Genomic DNA, 18,809 nt, shown 5'->3' on the forward strand with positions numbered 1-18,809 from the left:
TAATCGTCGCAAATAGAAAACATATCACTGAGAATATTATTTATTAAAATAAACCCGCCAATTAGGCGGGTCTATCGTTTATTAATTCTAAACGTCTATGATCTTATTTAGCTAGAAAGTGTTTATCTTCAATCACAATTAAAGGTTCAATATCACTCTCTTTTTTAATAACCAGAGTTGGGTCTGAACGTAAACAACAACCGCCATAATGCCCGCCCACTGTAAAGGTGCAAACTTGGATATAACGATTTGCCACTTTTGGTAAACACCATAATTCTTGGTAAATATTTTCTTGATGATCAAACTGACCACTGGTTTCATCTAACACATTATCTTTATGATCGACTAAACCAATGTTACTACCACAACGACCTGCAATCGGTTTAACCGCATAACCACTTTGTGCAAGACGAGGTGTCACTGTGAAATCAGTATCTAACAAATAAGGATTATCAGGGAACAATTGCCATAAAATAGGTAGAATCGCTTTATTACTAGGAATAAGTGTCCAAAGAGGTTCAAAAACGGTAATTTCAGGACGTAAAAGCACATCGACCAAGCGGACTTCGCCTTCAGGATGCCCTGTACGAATAGGGATCAGTGCTTGTTGTTCACTCTCTTCTCTTAGTTGGTCTAATGCTGTTTCCCAAGCCCATGTTTTCCAAACACATTCAACAACCCGCTTGTCTGCATCAATCAATTGACCACGACTATTCCAATGAAGTTCATCTAATCCACGTAGAATTTTACTGTTATAACCTGCTTGATTCAGTGATTGTTGCATAAAGAGAGCGTGATAATCTTCTTCACTATCATCATCTTGAAGAATATGCACAAAAGGTTTTGCATCACAGTGTTTCCAAGCATCCGCTAATGCATCAAGTAAGCGTTCACCAGGGTTAAAACCCTCTTTAATTCCACCTTTCTGTGCCCATTTCTCGATGATTAAGCCAGCTTCGGTATGGCAAGAGGCAGAGTCAGCATTATATTCATAAACTTTGACACCACGTTCATCCATACAAAAATCTAATCGTCCCGTGATCATTTGATGGCGTCTGTTTTGCCATGACAAACGAATACGAGGCCACAACACTTCAGGAATATCGAATAAACGCAGTAGATTATCGTCTTTCAACACTTTTTCAGTTGCATGCAAATACATCAAATGCATTTCATTACTTGCACGAATAAGTTCCTGCTCTGCACTTTCTGAAATGGTGAAATATTCATAGCTATCTTGATTGATGATATGACCGTGTTGTGCGACGACATACGCTTTTTCTAGCGGTGAACTTTCATCTAACCATTTGCCATCCAACTGGCCTTTATTCTCAAGTTTTTCCGCATGAATGGCTAACAGTTCAGGCGCAATTTTAGGTTGAGGAAGGCTATAAGCATTAGGCTCTGTTTGGATCATCCAACCTAATAGAGTTGTATTATCAAAAGTATCTTGAATAAAGTAACCGTTATCCGTCACTTTAAGCGGTAATTCTCGAGTCCACTGTTGCCCAGCAGGTAATCGAGTGTGGATAACATTTTGTTCCGCAATACGAATTTTATCTTCAAGCACTTCAGTAATAACCGCAACATGCCCTGTTACTTTAAACTCACCACCTTCTTGCCAAATCAGCAAAGCACCCACTGCTGGTGGTTGTTTACTACCATTGGCAAAGGCTTGTAATGGCAATATATCGTCATTTATGGTTTTGCGTAAAAAACGCAGCGAAAATATCTCATAAGCCATTCCCACATCAGTAAATACAGTTCCATAATGTAAATAGAGAAAACGGCGAGCAAACTCAACACACTGCCACTTATGCCCCATATATTCATTACCAATATAACTACGGAATGAATCATTAGCGGCATAGTCTTCTTTATCAATACTGCTGTAATCTGAAGAGTAAATCGCGACACCACCAGGCGCATAGCCTAGCAATGTTCCAAATGGTTCATGACGAATGATATCTTTTACATTCATAATCTCGACCTTGACGATAAATAGATAATTACCCTGCAATACTTATAATTTGCCTAAGTATTATAGATAACAATCTTAACGCCGTAGACTATTAGATGTGAATGTAATTTTATAAATAACAATAAAATGAAAATTATTGTTTGGGTTTGACGCTATTTTAAGAAGGGAAATCGCAGCGAGATAAAAAAAAACTCAAAAATAACCCATTATAAAAAGCCTATAAAAGGTATTTTCGAGTATAAATACAGTCAAAGAGGGCTTTATCTTTTTTATTGTGATTGCATTATTTACTCTTTATTAATCATAAATGCGAGCATAAATAACAGAATAAATGGTGTTTAGGCAATATATAGCACTGCTTATCAAAAAATCCTCGATTATCCTGCTAGAAAAAAGAAAGATCTCAAAATAGTTTAATGAAAATTAATATCATCTTATAACGTAACGGGTATAAATAATTCATCCAATTAACCGATAACACAGTAGTATGGATTTGACTCATTCAAGCTGGAGTGCTTGTTTATTTTGAAGATCCATCACGGAAACTTAATATTCAATTTATTGGATATTATTGGTGGTTGATAGGAAGAATGAGGTCACTAATGTCAAAGATTTATCCCATTTCTCAAATTATTGGGCATAAAATTCGTAAACAACGCCAGCAGCTTCGCTTGTCAGCAAAAGTTGTCGCGGAACGAGTCGGTATTAGCCAGCAACAATTTTCACGTTATGAGAATGGGCTATGTAAGATTGATGTTGATATGCTCTTTCATATTGCACAAGAGCTAAAAGTCACTCCTGCATTTTTCCTCCCACCAAATGAAGAGCAAGTTTCAGCTGTGGCGCTGACACAGTCCAAACAGTTTTGGAGTGCTCAAAGTCAAATTTAATATTCTTAATATGGAAGTCTTCTATTTTATCTTCTTATTATGATAAATAAGATTTCCATATATCATTCTTAATTAGATGATTTCATTGAGTATTATTACCTGGAATTATTAATCCCATTCATATATTTCTTTCAGAACAACAAATTTTTTTCTTTTATAAAAGAAAACGTTATCACTATTTTCACTGACTTCCCTGCCAACTTAAGCGATATTTTTCGTATAGATTATCTCCTATTTCTAATACAAATTATGTTAACCTTATTAAGAATAATAACAATTATCATTCAATAATAGGGGTTAAACATGAAATATCGCTATGCACTCTCTCTCACTGCACTCTCATTTCTTTCTGCGTCCGCTCTCGCTGTCGAGTATCCAGTTGGTCATCCTATTCTTAAAAATGGTATGGAAATTCAAGGGGTTTATCTCCAACCTATCACAATGGATACCGAAGAAGGTCATCATGCGATGAATCACTTGGCTGCTGATAAGGCAGATATCCATTTAGAAGCAGATATTCATGCTACGGAAGATAATCCGAATGGATTTGCTGAGGGTGATTGGATCCCTTACCTCACCATCGAATACACCGTAACAAAATCCGACGCGCCTGCGAAAAAACAACAAGGTACATTTATGGCGATGGTTGCCAACGATGGCCCTCACTATGGTGAAAACCTGAAACTAGACGGGAATGGTCAATATAACGTGACCTATAAAATTTACCCGCCTTCATACAACAAAGATATCGCTTTTGGTCGCCATATCGATAAAGAAACAGGTGTTTCACCTTGGTTTGAACCCTTTGAAGTGTCATGGGATTTCACCTATAGCGGTACGGGTCGTAAAGGCAGTTACTAATTAGCTTGATAACGGATAAATCCAACCCTTTGGATTTATCCTTTTTCTCTTTTTTTAAGTGAAACGCTGATGATCAAAACTCTCTCTAAATATACATTATTACTACTGTTAATGGTGACATCCTCTGTTTTTGCAGCAGAGAAATACACCGTTGAATTAGAAATGAAAGATGGCGAACTTATTCCCCAAGTACTTGAAGTCCCCGCTAAAACACCTATTAGAATAAAAATTCGTAATACAGGCACTAGCCCTGTTGAATTTGAAAGTACACAGCTACGTAAAGAAAAAGTATTAGCACCGGGCGCCAATTCTGTCGTTGTAATCGCACCACTAAAACCAGGCCGTTACACCTTCTTTGATGATTTTCACCTTTCTCATCCTCAAGGTGAAATTGTTGCAACTGAAAAGGCAGAGTAATTATGGGACAAGTTCTGTTTGTTGTTTGGCGAGAAAGTTTTGAAGCGCTATTAGTGGTAGGCATTATTTATGCGTGGATAAAACGTTCACCAACACCACAACAAGGTATGAAATATTTATGGGGTGGCGTGGTATTTGGGTTATTTCTTGCCATTATTCTAGCGCTAAGTATTTATGGCGTATTTAGCTCACTCGAAGATATGTGGCAATCTCTATTTATGATCGCAATGGAGATCCTCGCTTGTGTACTTATTGTGCAGATGGTTTATTGGATGAATGGGCAAGGAAAATCATTAAAAGCAAATATAGAAAATGAACTCACCCAAAAAACACAGCAACAAAGTGCATGGGGTATTTTATTGATTATTGCCATTGCGATTGCCAGAGAAGGCAGCGAAGTCGTAGTATTCCTCTCTAGCCATATTATGGCCCTAAATGCACAAACAGCACTACCTTTCTTTATTGAGGTCTTTATTGGCTTACTTGTCGCTGCATTCACACTATGGCTATTTTTGCTGACTTCAAAAGTTATTTCATGGCGCTATTTCTTTACCGTAACAGGATTTTTATTACTATTTCTTGCCGTTTCTCTGTTATTAAAAGCCGTAGAAGAAATTGCAAATCTATTGATTGAAATGGATTTTGAATTACCTGATTTCTTTATTTATCCGCTTTGGGATATTAGCCATATTCTTGATGATTCCAGTGTCTTTGGTAATTTTTTAGTCTCGTTTTTTGCTTATCGCTCTCAACCCATTGGTTTAAGCGTGGTGACATTTATTGTGTATTGGGTGGTTGTAGCACTGTTATTTAAACGAGGCGCTCGCCATGCTAAATAATGTAAAGTTGCTAAGTAAAAAGATCACCATTTTTCTATTTATCTTGTTGTTTTCTTTTCCTATTTATGCCGAAAAAATTATTCAGGGTATTATTCAAGATAGCGACAATGTCGTTATTGCCAAAGGGGATATCCCCACTCCTAAAAAGTTTGAAACCGATATTTTAAATTATCGAGAAAAGGCTGTTGAAAAATTAACGCTAGTTGAAAAATCGCTCGATAAATTAATCGAAAATAGTGAAAAAAATCAGCTTATTAATGCACAAAATGCTTATCAACAAGCGCATTATCATTATGAAGTGATCCGCCCTATTATTGCCCTTTTTGGTACAAGCGAACGTTTATTGAATAATCGAGCCGATTTCTTTCTTGAAAGAGAAAATTCACCTCGTTTTTCAGGATTTCATTTAGTTGAATATCAACTGTTTAAATTAAAAGATCTTCAAAAAGCCACCGAATCAGCAAAAGCCCTTTTAAGAGGCATTAGTGACTTAAAAAAACGTGTCGCGATTGAAGATATTCCTATTCCTAAATTGGTTCAATCTGCGGGTGATAGCTTAGAGTTTATTTTAACTGACAAACTCGCTGGTATTGAAAATCAATATTCAAACAGCGATCTGGGTGATAGTTATGCCAATTTATCTGGATCGCGCTTAATCGTAGAGATCTTATCTAATCATATTCCAACGACAGAATATCAACTGCTTATCAAACAGTATGACGATATAGGTGCTCTGCTTTTAAAATATCAGCGCGATGAAGGTCTATTCCAGCCTTTAACCGCGCTTCCTGAAACAGAAAAAAGTTGGCTTTTTTCTCAAGTGACACAATTAGCAGAGCAAGTGGCAAACTTGCGTAGCACGCTCAATATTGATGTTTACTATCACTATAAAGAAGCAAGTGATGAAAAATAAAACTCTCTTTAAATCGCTATCAAAAAATCCTGTTAACCTAAATAAACGTACAACGTTAAAATGGTTAGGAGGGAGTCTATTACTCGCCAGTATAGGAGCGAAAGCAGTAGAAAAACAAAGCGCTTCTTCAATACCTCGTTATCAGCGCGCTATTGCCTATTTAGGTAAACATCAAGCGGGTGTTATTACGCCAGAACAAAAACATGCCTCATTGATTGCACTTAATCTGACAGTAACAAACGCCGATGATATAAAAAGAGTATTTACAACACTGACACAACGAATTGCATTTTTAACTCAACCCAGAGAACTTCAACAAAGGGCTAACCCGCATCTTCCCCCTGCTGAATCTGGTATTTTAGGAACACAATTACACCCTGATGAATTAACCGTCACCGTTGCTTTAGGTGATAGTTTTTTTGATAGCCGTTTTGGTTTTCAAGCTAAAAAACCTAAGCGCTTAGAGCCCATGAAACCCTTTCCTAATGACCGACTCGATCCTAAATGGTGTGGTGGCGATGTATTACTGCAACTTTGTGCGAATAGCCCAGAAAGTGTAATTTATGCGTTAAGAGATATTTTAAAACATCTGTCAGGGAAGGTTTATGCTGTATGGAAAATCGATGGCTTTCTTCCTTCTCGTGATATCGATAATCGACAAACACCTATTAATCTTTTTGGCTTTAAAGATGGCTCGGGCAACGCCCCTTCTTCAGATAATAGTTTGATGGATGATCTTGTTTGGATCACTGAGAAACAAAAAGAGCCACAGTGGTGTTTAGGTGGAAGTTATCAAGCTGTTCGCCTTATTCGTTTTGCTTTGGAATTTTGGGATAGAACACCGCTTGAAGATCAAGAAAATAACTTTGGGCGCCATCGCTCAACGGGTGCACCAATAGGTATGAAGCAAGAGATGGACGATCCTCAATTTGAAAAAGATCCCCACGGTGACAGAGTGCTATTTGATTCTCATATGCGACGAGCTGAACCAAGAAATCCAGAACGTTACAGTGCAAAATTACGCCGACGTAGTTATAGCTACTCATTAGGATTAACGCCTTCAGGTCAACTAGATATGGGGCTGATCTTTATCTCATTTCAAAATAACCTTAAAAAAGGGTTTATTGATACCCAAAAACGTTTAGATGGTGAACCCTTAGAGCGTTATATCAAACCTTTTGGCGGTGGATATTACTTTGTGTTACCCGGTGTTTCACAAGAAGGCGACATTCTGGCAAAAGGACTATTCGATTAATCAACACACGATTTTAGGCACTTTGCTTTTAATGCAAAAGTGCCTAAATACGTTCTTTAGCAAATTAATGGGATAAATGCGCCATTTTTGCTTTTAATGCATTGCCTAGCTCCACTTGCCTTTCAGGTTCAATAAATCCCATCGTCAATACTGCCGCCACCATTTCCCCTTTTTTATTAAATACAGGACATGAAATAGATTGTGCGCCAGGAATACCATCAGCAGGCTCCTGACGAATAGCAAAACCTTGTTGGCGAATAGTATTTTGCTGCTTTTGTGATAAATCTGCTTCAATCATCAAATCACTAAAGGTGGCAAAAACAGCACCCGCGGCACTAATTTTATGAGGAACAGGAGTATCAGGCAAAAAATCGATATCAACATGTTTAAAGCTACGGTTGTAACGTGTTAAAAACAGTTGATTACCTTGAGATATCACCAATCCCGTAGACATATTATGTTCGTCTCTGAACTCACATAATAGCTGATTAATCTCATCCACAAAGGATTGTGGTTTTGGCGTTGCCTGCGCTAAAAAAAGAATTTTACTGCCCAAACAATACTGGCTTCCTTCACTTTCTTGATACAGCATTTCTGAGCGACAAAGTGAAACTAAATACTTATGTAAGCGACTTTTTGAAAGCGAACAGGCTTTTGCAATATCTGACGATCGGGCAATCCCCCCATTCGACGCAATAAATTCGAGAATGGTAATAGCGATATCAACCGAGTTAACTCCTTGAGAATTCTGCATTTATTTTCTTCACACCTATTCGTTATTTACTTTGCTTTATGACGATATCCCATTATTCTTTTTTTGTCATTTTTACTAGTTTATTTCACTAAAACCTTATTTTAAATAGGGCTTTTTAATCATTTTCTATCGATTATTTTCTTTGTCTATTTTTAGATGATCTAACTCAAGGTTAACTATATATGAATTGAGTTTATATATAGTTAACTTTTCTTGTGCGTGAGAATGTCTATGTCTAAAAATCAAAAATGGGAATTAAATAGAAGAACGTTGTTAAAAGGAATGGGCGCTATTGGCGTGGCCGCTCTTTCTCCTAACGCGTTCAGTCTAGTTAATGAAAATAAACCCATATATAACCAAAAAGTACGGATCAAATTATCCGAATATAAAACCTTTCGTTCAACCTGTGCGATGGAATGTTTGCACTGTAACCTAACAGCTTTTACACATAATGGGCAACTTATCAAAGTTGAAGCCACTGAAGGCTTTAATGTGAAATGCTGTTTGCGTGGTATGAGCCGAACTAAGTGGGTATACCATAAAGATCGTTTAACCACACCTTTATTACGTGTTGGCGAAAAAGGGAAAGCCGACTTTAAACCGATCAGTTGGAATGAAGCGCTTGATCTTATTGAAAAGAATATCAGAGAAACCATTGATAAGTTTGGCAATGAGGGGCTATTTATCTCCACTCATGCAGGCAATATGGACTCGATTAAAAACGATATGGGTAAAGCGTTTTTCGATTACTTAGGAGGCTCCACAAAACAAGCTGGCTCTTTATGCTGTTCTGCTGTAACCGCAGCGATGATCCCAATGGTGGGTCTACGCTATGCAGATACTCGAGATACGGTAAAAGATAGTCGCTATATTCTTTGTTGGGGTAATAACCCAGCAGTCACTATGCAAGCCTATTTTAAAAACTACAACCAAGCTCGCCGAAATGGCGCCAGAATGGTGGTTATTGATCCTCGCTTTAATGAAACTGCGGCTAAAGCCGATGAATGGCTCCCTATTGTACCTGGTACAGATACCGCACTCGCTTTAGGAATGATCAAAATTATCATTGAAGAAAATCTCACTGATAAACCTTTTTTACGGGCGCATACCGGTGCCGTTTACCTTGTTGACTCACCACAAAAACTATTACGCCAATCTGATGATGATAAAGATAGCTATCTGGTTTTTGATACATTAAGTCAGCAACTTGTTCACCATGAAACAGCGAATATTGTTCCTGCGTTAACTCATGATGAACTGCCTGCTAATGCTGACTATGTGACAGTTTTTGAGCAAATTTATCAACAAGCACAACCTTGGACTATCGAAAAAACCAGCCAAGAAACGGATATTCCAAAAGAAACGATCATTCGTTTAGCTCGCGATTATGCTACCACCAAACCAGCGATGATTGTGCAAAATATGTCAGGCGCTCAACGAACAGAGTTTGGTGCTTATGTCGCAGCAAGCCAGTTTTATCTCGCCTTATTAACCGGCAATATCGGTAAAAAAGGTGCAGGAGTTTGTGATGCGGGCGGTGCTCGTCAAATGGCGAAATTTAGCCCGATTATTCCACCAGCACCTAATGCAAAACCCATTAAACCAATCCCTGTTGCAAAAGTCGGTGATTGGATTGTCAATGAAAGACCACACCCAATTAACTTTTGGTGGATCATGACAATGGGGGTGATGACGCAACTTCCTAACACAAATATGGTGCGTAATGCACTGAAAAAAGTACCTTTTGTTGTTGTCGCAGATAACTTGATGTCATCCACGGCACTTTATGCCGACCTTGTGCTTCCTGTTACCACTATTTTTGAAGATACCAGTTTAATGGCGGGTGTTCGTAGTCAGTATGTGCAATTAATGGAAAAAGCTGTTGAGCCACCAGGAGAAGCAAAACCTGATTATTGGATCTTTGCTCGCCTTGCTGAGCGTTTTGGCTTTGGTGAAGTCTTTAATCAGCCTATCGAACATTACATTGATGCTTGCCTAAAAGGCTCTGGTATTACTCGAGAAATGCTTGAAAAAGGCCCAGTACGCCCAGTTGAAGGCGATTGGATCCCATTTAAAGATGGTATTTTCCGTACTTCAACGAAAAAAGCGCACTTCTTTATTGAAGAGTGGCAGGGAAAAAATTACTCCCCTATTGCCACCTATTATCCAGTAAAAGAATCGATAAAAGGCTCACCTGAACTTGCCCAAAAGTATCCTCTTATGGCGGTACAACGCAAACTTGCCCGTAGTGTTCACTCCAGTCATGGTATGAATGAATGGATCTTAGAAGTACAGCGTAATCAGCCGAATATTCTTATCCATCCTAATGATGCCTTAGCTCGCGGTATTAAAAATGGTGAATGGGCTATCGCGTTTAATGATCGAGGTGAACACCGCGCGATTGCCGTTGTGACCACTCACATTAAGCAAGGTGTTATCTCATTAGACAATGGATGGTGGGAGCAACAAGGCGGAAGTAGTAGCCATGTCACCAATGATCACGTAGAGCCTTTAGGTAATGGTCATTGCTGTAATAGCACCTTAGTTAACGTAAGACGGGAGGCATGATCATGGCGAAGAAACAGTATGGTTTTCTGATAAATACCAAAGATTGCTACGGTTGCCGCACCTGCTCTATGGCATGTAAATCTGAAAACGTAACACCACCCGGTGTGCTATGGCGTCGTGTTCGTGAATTCAACGAAGATCAACCTAATGCACAAGCCTTTATTACTATGTCTTGTAACCATTGTGATGATCCACAATGCCTAAAAGTCTGTCCAGCTGACACTTATACCAAACGTGAGGATGGTATTGTCGTGCAAGATCATGACAAATGCATTGGTTGCCAGATGTGTATTATGGCCTGTCCTTATAATGCACCCGTTTATGATCCCGTTGAAGGCAAAACCAGTAAATGCAACATGTGCGCAGATAGACTGGATGAAGGCTTGAAACCACGTTGCGTCGAGTCTTGCCCTACGAGTGCCATCGAATTTGGTGACATTGAAGATTTACGTAAAAAACATACAACAAATTGGACTTTATTGGAAAAACGCTATGGCGTTCCTGATCACACCATCAGTAATCCTAATATTGTCATTATTGGTATGGAGGATTAATCATGCATGATTATCAACTGCCGTTAGTCCTGTTTACGGTGATGAGTCAGTGGGGCATTGGTGCCGTATTAGCACTTTCACTGTATCAATGGCAAAACCAGACACAAAACTCAGCGATATTAAATACCAAAGCGTTACGAACAACGATTGCACTAATTTGGCTAATTGAAGTTGTTGGCTCCTCAATGTCGATGGGGCATTTGGGTGATCCACTTGGCGCTTATCGTTCTGTATTAGGTATCGCTCACTCTTGGTTAAGTCGCGAAGCTATTGCCTTCGTGATGCTAAATGGATTGATTTCATTATGGGCATTAGCCAGTTGGGTACAACCTCATGCCATCCGCCGTAATAGCCTACTTGGCTTATTTTGTGGCGTTATTGGTTTGCCTGTTATTTTGGTTACGGCACAAATCTATTACCAAATGCAGGCACACCCGTTATGGCATACACCAGCAACACAAATTAGCTTTATTGGTACAGCCTTGTTGCTTGGCTTTGGCTCGATGATCCCTTGGTTACGTTTACAAGGTAAAACCATTAGCAATTCATTAAAAATAGGGACGTTAATCGGCGCATTATTAGTACTTGTGGGATTAGTTATGAGAGCACAAGTACTCGGTGCAGATGTAGCAAGCCTATTATTATGGTGGCAAGTCATTGCTAGTCTGATTATGGGTATTTGTATTATTACGTTGTCTCATAGTGCTTCATTTAGCAAAACATCGCTCTCTATTATCGCTATTTTGATGCTTTTTAGTGGCGAAATTACAGGAAGAATGTTGTTTTATGGCAATGTAATGGCGCAAGCACCTTGGTTTTAAGTATGTTATTTCTCTAGGTTAAATAGCTTAGTTAGCTTGCTTATTTAACCTAGCATTACTTTTCATTTTACCCCGAATTTATTCGGGGTATTTTTTTATCTCGCCCATATTATTGATTTTACCTTATCAGTACTCTTTTTATCTTTGTTGAAATAATCATCTGGCTATCTTTATCAATAATAGGCAAAATTAACATTAATAATTTAGCACAATTCCCTGTTTACTATTAGAAAAGAGAGCGCTTCACATGACTGGATTAATTATTACCATCGCGTTATTAGGTCTTATTTTTTATTATTACAACCGTATTATCTCTATGCGTGAAGCGGTTATCTCAAGTGAGACTGAAATTTCAGTGCAATTAGATCGTCGTGGCAAAGTGTTTGATAGCTTATTAGCCACCGTTAAAAAATACCTTAGTCATGAGTCTGAAGTATTTACTAAAATAACCGAATTAAGAACACAATCTCAAAGCGCAAATACCAAAGAAGCCAAAGCGGCTGAAGATGAGTTATCAAAAATTGTCTCAAGTGGTGCCATTAATGTCGCGGTTGAAAATTACCCTGAATTAAAATCCGACACTATCATGGCGAATTTACAAGAAGAGATTGTTTCAACAGAAAATAAACTCTCTTTTGCAAAGCGCGGTTACAACCGTACTTTAGAGCAATACCGTGCTTTCATCGCCTCTATTCCTGCGGTATTTATCGTCAAAATTTTCCCAAGCCTTGTTATTGATAAAGAGTACTGGCGCCTTGATGAAGAAACCATTAAAGCAGAAGAAGCACGCCGCATTAATTTCGATTAATTTGATAGTGATAAAAGATACTTATTACTTCTAGATTGATAAAAACAGCACTTAACGGTGCTGTTTGGAGTCACTAATGGATTTCAGAAATGTTCTACGAAAAAATGCTATTCGAACTCGTTTTGTTATAGCAACATATTTACTCTTAATGCTTATGATCGGTTTGCTGGTGGATACTGCTATTGGAGCCAATCCTTATTTAGATCTTACTGATAATATGTTGGCATTTCTGACTTTCAAAACGCTCCCTATTGCAACATTAATTATTCTCGCCATCTCGATTTTATTGCTTATCTTTATTCATTTTAAAGGGCATAAAATTATGCTCACGGGAATGAATGCGCGATTAATTAGCCCTGATGACACTTTAAATGCACAAGAGCGCCAACTCCTTAATATTGTTGAAGAGCTTAGCTTAAGTGCAACTCTTGGCTACATTCCTAAACTCTATCTTCTTGATACACCAGAAGCGAATGCCTTCGCAGCGGGTTGGTCTGAGAAAAACGCCTTTATTGGTGTAACAACAGGCTTATTAAATCGCCTTAATCGCCAAGAAGTACAAGCAGTATTAGCGCATGAAACAGGGCATATTATTCATGGTGATTCACGACTAACGTTATATGTTGGTATATTAGCTAACGTTATTCTGACGGTAACAAATATCTTTGGTAGCCGCTTATATATTGCCTCTGGTAACCGTGGTGGTAAAAGTAATGATGCAGCAAGTAAAGCACGACTCATTTTAATTATTCTAAACTTGGTGTTGCCGATCATTACACAGGTGCTCTATTTCTATTTGTCCCGTACTCGTGAATATATGGCTGATGCCGCTGCGGTTGATTTAACCCAAGATAATCAAGCGATGATTAATGCATTAAAGAAAATTTCAGCACAACATGACACTGAAAATTTTGAAGATGGTTCGACGGGACGTGCTTATCGTAAAGCAGCCTTTATTTTTAATAAAGGAGATTCGTTTTTCTCAACGCATCCCTCCATTGAAAATAGGATCGCAGTGTTAGAAGGTCGAAAAACGTTTTAATTCATGTTGATACAATGTAGTAAAAAGAAAAAAGCGTTTTCACCATATTGATAAACAGGTGAAAACGCTTTTTAATTCTTATTTCTTAGCAACAATCCGACTAACGATATTTTTCACCGTGATGGAAAATAGCCGTACGTAAACGCTCTTGTTGCTCATAACGCTGTGGAAACTCAATCGTTTTATCTTTACCTAATTCCACTAAAAGTTCATTCATGGTTTGAATACTGGTTGTGGCAATAGCATCATCAACCTGTTTAACCACTTCATCATAATGAGACATCGTTATTTCCTTTTTCTCATAAAAATCTTAACTGCTATCATATTACAAGAAAGAGAAATTCTATATTTTTAGTCGCACAAAGCATGACTAAATTGAGTTAAGTGGCTTATTTTTTGTCTCTTGCCCCAATAACATCACTGCTAATATTCCAATTACAATCGAAAAACTGAATATCAGAAATATTGAGCTTATTTCAAATTGATATTGAACCGAATATCCCACCATTAAAGGTCCTAATATTCCACCAATACGCCCTATTGCAGTTGCTGTTCCGGCACCCGTTGTCCGAATTCCATCGGGGTATTGTTCTGGTGTATAAGCATATAAAGCCCCCCAAGCCCCCAAATTAAAGAACGATAACAACATCCCGAAAATAAGCAATGTTGCAGTAGAGTCAGCCACACTGAAATAATAAGCACTAATGGCTGTTCCAGCTAAATAAGTCACTAAAACAAACTTTCGCCCATAGCGCTCAATTAACCAAGCTGCCGTAAAATAACCGGGTAACTGCGCTAATGTCATAATAAGCACGTATTGAAAGCTCTTAATTAAACTAAAGCCTTTTAACATAGCGACACTAGGCAACCACAAGAAAATACCGTAATAAGAGAAGACCACACAAAACCATAATATCCACAACATTAATGTTGAACGACGATATTGAGGTGACCAAATCAATGCCATTGATTGGCGAATAGATAAGCGTGTTTTTTTCTGTGAAGTGTGAGGAGATACAGGCTCAGGTAATTTTGAACGTAGATAAAGGGCATATACCGCAGGTAATGCGCTTAATAGCATTGCCATACGCCAGCCATAATCAGGAATAATAAAATACGCAATCAGAGCCGCAATTAGCCAACCTACCGCCCAAAAACTTTCGAGTAAAACAACAATACGACCTCGTTCGTGGGTTTCAACACTTTCACTGACCAGTGTTGAAGCAACAGGTAATTCCCCACCTAATCCCATACCAATAAAAAAGCGTAAAACAAGCACGACCATTAAAGAGCTTGCTAATGCCGTTAATCCACAACCTAAGCTAAACAATAGCAATGTGAAGATGAAAACAGGCTTTCGCCCTTTTCTATCCGCCATAATGCCAAATACAAAAGCGCCTACGGCCATACCAATTGAGTTTACACTACCAATCCAACCCAATTGCGATGCGGTTAATCCCCAATCTTCTTTTAATGCTGTGAGTAAAAAAGCCAATAGTCCCACATCCATTGCATCAAAAGTCCATCCCATACCTGCAATACATAAAAGTTTATTACGAGAGATTGCCTCAGGCGCTTTGCCTGTTTGGCTTGCCGTTGTCATTACATTTCCTTTCCATCCCCATCAAAGTGTTTAGTATACTAAACAAGAAAAACCATTTTGTTAATAGCGAAGTCATTATTTAAATAAAAATTAACATTTATGCTGAAAAAATAGCTAAAAAAAATCGGTATCTCTAATTAAGATACCGATTTCAAACTTTATAACTATCGATCGTGTCTTTTTGATTAGCTTCTTAAACCACGACCTTTTTCAATTAAATACCATGCAATAACATAAAACACAGCAATGAAAAGACACAGTACGCTAATCGTCACTGTTAAAGAGACATCAGTAATGCCCAGAAAACCATAACGGAAACCACTGATCATGTAAACAATCGGGTTTAATTTAGATACACCTTGCCAGAATTCAGGCAAGAGTGACAGTGAGTAAAACACACCGCCTAAATAGGTTAATGGTGTTAAAACAAAAGTTGGAATAATACTAATATCATCAAAGGTTTTCGCAAAAATCGCATTTAATAACCCCGCGAGTGAAAACACAATTGAGGTCATCAGTAATGTCACGACGACCATTGTCCAAGAGTGTATTTCCAATGGTACAAAAAAGAGTGAAACTACCGTCACTAATACTCCAACACAAATACCACGAGCAACACCCCCACCGACAAAGCCCGCAATAACAACATGCGTTGGAACAGGTGAAACTAATAATTCTTCAATGCTACGTTGGAATTTAGCACCAAAAAAGGAAGAGGAAACATTGGCATAAGAGTTTGTTATTACTGCCATCATAATCAGGCCAGGAACAATAAACTGCATATAATCTACGCCCCCCATATCGCCAATTCGTTTACCAATTAGGTTCCCGAAAATAACAAAATAGAGAGACATTGTTATCACTGGTGGAATTAATGTTTGCACCCAAATACGACCAAAACGGGTGACTTCTTTAATCCAAATTGTTTTGAGGGCTACCCAATACAGCTGAATCATTCCCTCTCTCCTTCTACTGTATGATCTTCATTCACTAAATGAACAAATAATTCTTCAAGACGATTGGCTTTATTTCTCATACTTAACACTTGAATACCTTGTGCATTAAGTTGAGCAAAAACACTGTTTAATCCTTGTTCTCTTTTAACATCGACTTCTAAAGTAGATGTATCAACCAAGCGATATTGATAATTTTGTAATTCAGGTAATGGGCTTTTAGGTGCTAAGTCTAAAATAAATGTTTCAGACTCTAATTTACTTAATAAACCTTTCATACTGGTATTTTCAACCAGCTCACCACGTTGAATAATACCAATATTCCGACACAGCATTTCTGCTTCTTCTAAATAGTGAGTCGTTAAAATAATGGTGGTACCTTCAGCATTTAATTGTTTTAAAAACGTCCACATTGAGCGGCGTAATTCAATATCAACACCCGCGGTAGGTTCATCAAGAATAAGCAATTTCGGTTGATGCATTAATGCACGCGCAATCATTAAACGGCGCTTCATCCCCCCCGATAAAAAACGTGCTCTATCATCACGTTTTTCCCATAAATCTAGCTGAGTTAAGTAAATTTCGGCACGTTCTAATGCTAATTTACGAGGCACGCCATAATAACCCGCTTGGTTGAGAACAATTTGTAATACGGTTTCAAACGGGTTGAAATTGAATTCTTGTGGCACTAATCCTAACTGGCGTTTTGCATTTACCATATCGGTATCGGTGTCATAACCAAACACTTTTACTTTGCCGCTACTCTTATTGACTAAAGAGCTAATAATACCAATCGTGGTCGATTTACCCGCACCATTAGGACCTAATAAAGCATAGAAATCGCCAGCCTCAACGGTGAGATTAATACCTTTTAGCGCTTTTACGCCATTGTGATAAGTTTTCGTTAACTCCGTTAACTCCAATGCATACGTCATAAGTGGGAATTACCTTTTATCAACTGCATTATTCAGCATTGACTGAGCTGAAATCAGAAAATAGCTATTCAACTAAACCTTGCTAATGCTAAGCATTGCTCACACGCTTCAATTCAGAAAATAGGCTTAGTTCAATAAGATCAAAATGGAATAAGGATATTCTAGAGAAAATAAGGTCGTAAATAAACCGTTTTAGGGTTTATGACACAAACGAATAAATAAATATTTTTTAACTATTTTAATAACAAAGAATAAGACCTGAAGAGAATGTAAATTAGCAATCAAGGCTCAAGGTTCTTTTATTTCTTACTGATATTCTGATGTTTTAATAAATTTATCCCTTAGTGCAATCATTTAGCCTAATTGATACCAATAAAATTATTGCCTTTGTTTCTCAAGTTTACTGATGAATATTATCTCGCCATTCATTACCTCAATCAATGATGTTCTTTATTTTTTATCATTTATGCTTTCAGTATAAAAATAAAACCAATAATCATAATCATTAAATTTATTTATATAATATTTATAAGTGTCTATTTTTGAATAATACAACAGTAGGCTTAACAAACAGTTATCTTTTTATACATTTGATTTACATCAAAGAATGTATTGATAAATTCATTAAACAAATGCTATAAAAAGATCTATCTTATTTGAACGCGAAAAAATACAAGCAATTATCTGTCACTTGGCTTTAAAAAGCCCTCTGATTAATTCAAAAGTAATGGTATAAAAATACCCTTTCTTAACGGATCTCTCGCATCCAACAATAACACAAGAGCTATTTCGTGTTGGCGTACTGTCAGCGCAAATGGTGGGAAACCGAATTTACAGGCAGTCACGTCATGATGAGAAAAATTGAAGAGCTGTTAGCCAATAACAAGCAATGGTCAGAATCTGTTACTGAAGAAAACCCTCAGTTTTTTAAAGATCTCTGTAAAGGTCAAAAACCTCACTTTTTATGGATCGGTTGCTCTGACAGCCGCGTTCCAGCAGAAAAATTAATTAACGCAGCACCTGGTGACCTCTTTGTTCATCGTAATGTCGCAAACTTAGTGATCCACACTGATTTAAACTGTCTTTCTGTGATCCAATATGCAGTTGATGTATTACAAGTTGAACACATTATTGTCTGTGGTCACTATGGTTGTGGTGGTATTGAAGCAGCGATTGAAGGCACTGAATTAGGTCTTATCAATAACTGGTTACTGCATATCCGCGATATTTGGTACAAGCACAGTTCCATGTTAGGTGAACTGGCACCACATGATAGATTAAACCTACTTTGTGAGCTAAACGTTATCGAACAAGTGTACAACCTTGGTCACTCGACGATCATGCAAGCAGCGTGGAAACGCGGACAAAAAGTGATGATCCACGGTTGGGTTTACGGTTTAAATAACGGTGAGCTACACGACCTTGATGTCACTTCTGATAGTCGTGAAAAACTTGAACTTTCGTATCGCCAAGCGATGGCAAAATTAAGCCATCCGCGTTAATTTACTCACCATAAAAAGTCATTAGAAGCCTTGATATTTAAAATAATATTAGGGCTTTTTCATATATTAAAAATATGAAGTTGCCTATTTGGCAACACCGAAAAAGAGTGCTA

The 18,809-nt window shown here is 37.8% G+C and carries 18 protein-coding genes; 12 read left to right on the forward strand and 6 right to left on the reverse strand.

Annotation, left to right across the window (positions count from 1 at the left end):
• Positions 1-103: 103 nt before the first annotated feature.
• On the reverse strand, positions 104-1,981 hold the full coding sequence (gene gss / locus ACNARN_RS04465; RefSeq protein WP_198632110.1) for a bifunctional glutathionylspermidine amidase/synthase: 1,878 nt from the start codon (positions 1,979-1,981) through the stop codon (positions 104-106).
• Between the two features lie 602 nt (positions 1,982-2,583).
• On the opposite strand from gss, the gene ACNARN_RS04470 reads away from it, so the two are divergent.
• The 6 genes from ACNARN_RS04470 (at position 2,584) to efeB (ending at position 7,156) form a co-directional block, all read left to right on the forward strand.
• Positions 2,584-2,871, forward strand: a complete 288-nt coding sequence (locus ACNARN_RS04470) for a helix-turn-helix domain-containing protein (RefSeq protein WP_072063612.1) — start codon at positions 2,584-2,586, stop codon at positions 2,869-2,871.
• A 303-nt stretch (positions 2,872-3,174) separates the two neighbouring features.
• Complete coding sequence (locus ACNARN_RS04475) at positions 3,175-3,732, forward strand: iron transporter (RefSeq protein ID WP_109371597.1); 558 nt, start codon at positions 3,175-3,177, stop codon at positions 3,730-3,732.
• A gap of 69 nt (positions 3,733-3,801) precedes the next feature.
• Positions 3,802-4,149 (forward strand): cupredoxin domain-containing protein, encoded by a 348-nt coding sequence (locus ACNARN_RS04480; RefSeq protein WP_088493623.1) that lies wholly within the window; start codon positions 3,802-3,804, stop codon positions 4,147-4,149.
• Positions 4,150-4,151: 2 nt separating this feature from the next.
• The gene (locus ACNARN_RS04485; protein WP_198619396.1) at positions 4,152-4,988 is read left to right on the forward strand and encodes an FTR1 family iron permease; all 837 of its coding nucleotides are present in this window, start codon (positions 4,152-4,154) and stop codon (positions 4,986-4,988) included.
• On the forward strand, positions 4,978-5,901 hold the full coding sequence (locus ACNARN_RS04490) for an EfeM/EfeO family lipoprotein (protein WP_349442770.1): 924 nt from the start codon (positions 4,978-4,980) through the stop codon (positions 5,899-5,901). Before ACNARN_RS04485 ends, ACNARN_RS04490 begins: the two co-directional genes overlap by 11 nt.
• Positions 5,891-7,156: an iron uptake transporter deferrochelatase/peroxidase subunit gene (gene efeB / locus ACNARN_RS04495; protein WP_198630223.1), complete on the forward strand. Its 1,266-nt coding sequence runs from the start codon at positions 5,891-5,893 to the stop codon at positions 7,154-7,156. Before ACNARN_RS04490 ends, efeB begins: the two co-directional genes overlap by 11 nt.
• A 64-nt stretch (positions 7,157-7,220) precedes the next feature.
• Here the strand turns inward: efeB and ACNARN_RS04500 are convergent, their stop codons facing one another.
• Entirely contained in the window at positions 7,221-7,910 is a 690-nt protein-coding gene (locus ACNARN_RS04500; protein ID WP_416304195.1) for a helix-turn-helix domain-containing protein, read from the reverse strand.
• 231 nt (positions 7,911-8,141) lie between these two features.
• Between ACNARN_RS04500 and ACNARN_RS04505 the strand changes: the two genes are divergently transcribed.
• From ACNARN_RS04505 to htpX, 5 genes are all read left to right on the forward strand, one after another.
• Positions 8,142-10,478: a molybdopterin-containing oxidoreductase family protein gene (locus ACNARN_RS04505; RefSeq protein WP_416304196.1), complete on the forward strand. Its 2,337-nt coding sequence runs from the start codon at positions 8,142-8,144 to the stop codon at positions 10,476-10,478.
• A gap of 2 nt (positions 10,479-10,480) precedes the next feature.
• Positions 10,481-11,032: a 4Fe-4S dicluster domain-containing protein gene (locus ACNARN_RS04510; protein WP_198619391.1), complete on the forward strand. Its 552-nt coding sequence runs from the start codon at positions 10,481-10,483 to the stop codon at positions 11,030-11,032.
• A 2-nt stretch (positions 11,033-11,034) separates the two neighbouring features.
• A complete protein-coding gene (locus ACNARN_RS04515; protein ID WP_198619390.1) occupies positions 11,035-11,853 on the forward strand; it encodes a dimethyl sulfoxide reductase anchor subunit family protein in 819 nt (272 codons plus the stop codon).
• 247 nt (positions 11,854-12,100) lie between these two features.
• Positions 12,101-12,661 (forward strand): LemA family protein, encoded by a 561-nt coding sequence (locus ACNARN_RS04520; RefSeq protein WP_196532269.1) that lies wholly within the window; start codon positions 12,101-12,103, stop codon positions 12,659-12,661.
• A 76-nt stretch (positions 12,662-12,737) separates the two neighbouring features.
• Positions 12,738-13,703: a zinc metalloprotease HtpX gene (htpX, locus tag ACNARN_RS04525; RefSeq protein WP_196532270.1), complete on the forward strand. Its 966-nt coding sequence runs from the start codon at positions 12,738-12,740 to the stop codon at positions 13,701-13,703.
• 100 nt (positions 13,704-13,803) lie between these two features.
• Here the strand turns inward: htpX and ACNARN_RS04530 are convergent, their stop codons facing one another.
• The 4 genes from ACNARN_RS04530 to ACNARN_RS04545 form a co-directional block, all read right to left on the reverse strand.
• The gene (locus tag ACNARN_RS04530; protein ID WP_198619389.1) at positions 13,804-13,986 is read right to left on the reverse strand and encodes a DUF2526 family protein; all 183 of its coding nucleotides are present in this window, start codon (positions 13,984-13,986) and stop codon (positions 13,804-13,806) included.
• An 87-nt stretch (positions 13,987-14,073) separates the two neighbouring features.
• Complete coding sequence (locus tag ACNARN_RS04535; protein ID WP_416304197.1) at positions 14,074-15,306, reverse strand: MFS transporter; 1,233 nt, start codon at positions 15,304-15,306, stop codon at positions 14,074-14,076.
• Positions 15,307-15,491: 185 nt separating this feature from the next.
• Complete coding sequence (locus ACNARN_RS04540; protein WP_109371619.1) at positions 15,492-16,262, reverse strand: ABC transporter permease; 771 nt, start codon at positions 16,260-16,262, stop codon at positions 15,492-15,494.
• Positions 16,259-17,194, reverse strand: coding sequence for an ABC transporter ATP-binding protein (locus ACNARN_RS04545; RefSeq protein ID WP_109371621.1), 936 nt, complete (start codon positions 17,192-17,194; stop codon positions 16,259-16,261). The genes ACNARN_RS04540 and ACNARN_RS04545 overlap by 4 nt, the downstream gene beginning before the upstream one ends.
• An 848-nt stretch (positions 17,195-18,042) precedes the next feature.
• On the opposite strand from ACNARN_RS04545, the gene can reads away from it, so the two are divergent.
• Positions 18,043-18,696: a carbonate dehydratase gene (gene can, locus ACNARN_RS04550; protein WP_072070989.1), complete on the forward strand. Its 654-nt coding sequence runs from the start codon at positions 18,043-18,045 to the stop codon at positions 18,694-18,696.
• Positions 18,697-18,809: the final 113 nt, after the last annotated feature.

The organism is Proteus sp. TSJ240517 (genome assembly GCF_047921575.1).
In the GTDB taxonomy this organism is placed as follows: Bacteria; Pseudomonadota; Gammaproteobacteria; order Enterobacterales; family Enterobacteriaceae; genus Proteus.

Coding starts and splice junctions, on each gene's coding strand:
- gss (WP_198632110.1), bottom strand. CDS start 1,981: ATGAATGTAAAAGATATCATTCGTCATGAACCATTTGGAACATTGCTA.
- ACNARN_RS04470 (WP_072063612.1), top strand. CDS start 2,584: ATGTCAAAGATTTATCCCATTTCTCAAATTATTGGGCATAAAATTCGT.
- ACNARN_RS04475 (WP_109371597.1), top strand. CDS start 3,175: ATGAAATATCGCTATGCACTCTCTCTCACTGCACTCTCATTTCTTTCT.
- ACNARN_RS04480 (WP_088493623.1), top strand. CDS start 3,802: ATGATCAAAACTCTCTCTAAATATACATTATTACTACTGTTAATGGTG.
- ACNARN_RS04485 (WP_198619396.1), top strand. CDS start 4,152: ATGGGACAAGTTCTGTTTGTTGTTTGGCGAGAAAGTTTTGAAGCGCTA.
- ACNARN_RS04490 (WP_349442770.1), top strand. CDS start 4,978: ATGCTAAATAATGTAAAGTTGCTAAGTAAAAAGATCACCATTTTTCTA.
- efeB (WP_198630223.1), top strand. CDS start 5,891: ATGAAAAATAAAACTCTCTTTAAATCGCTATCAAAAAATCCTGTTAAC.
- ACNARN_RS04500 (WP_416304195.1), bottom strand. CDS start 7,910: ATGCAGAATTCTCAAGGAGTTAACTCGGTTGATATCGCTATTACCATT.
- ACNARN_RS04505 (WP_416304196.1), top strand. CDS start 8,142: ATGTCTAAAAATCAAAAATGGGAATTAAATAGAAGAACGTTGTTAAAA.
- ACNARN_RS04510 (WP_198619391.1), top strand. CDS start 10,481: ATGGCGAAGAAACAGTATGGTTTTCTGATAAATACCAAAGATTGCTAC.
- ACNARN_RS04515 (WP_198619390.1), top strand. CDS start 11,035: ATGCATGATTATCAACTGCCGTTAGTCCTGTTTACGGTGATGAGTCAG.
- ACNARN_RS04520 (WP_196532269.1), top strand. CDS start 12,101: ATGACTGGATTAATTATTACCATCGCGTTATTAGGTCTTATTTTTTAT.
- htpX (WP_196532270.1), top strand. CDS start 12,738: ATGGATTTCAGAAATGTTCTACGAAAAAATGCTATTCGAACTCGTTTT.
- ACNARN_RS04530 (WP_198619389.1), bottom strand. CDS start 13,986: ATGTCTCATTATGATGAAGTGGTTAAACAGGTTGATGATGCTATTGCC.
- ACNARN_RS04535 (WP_416304197.1), bottom strand. CDS start 15,306: ATGACAACGGCAAGCCAAACAGGCAAAGCGCCTGAGGCAATCTCTCGT.
- ACNARN_RS04540 (WP_109371619.1), bottom strand. CDS start 16,262: ATGATTCAGCTGTATTGGGTAGCCCTCAAAACAATTTGGATTAAAGAA.
- ACNARN_RS04545 (WP_109371621.1), bottom strand. CDS start 17,194: ATGACGTATGCATTGGAGTTAACGGAGTTAACGAAAACTTATCACAAT.
- can (WP_072070989.1), top strand. CDS start 18,043: ATGATGAGAAAAATTGAAGAGCTGTTAGCCAATAACAAGCAATGGTCA.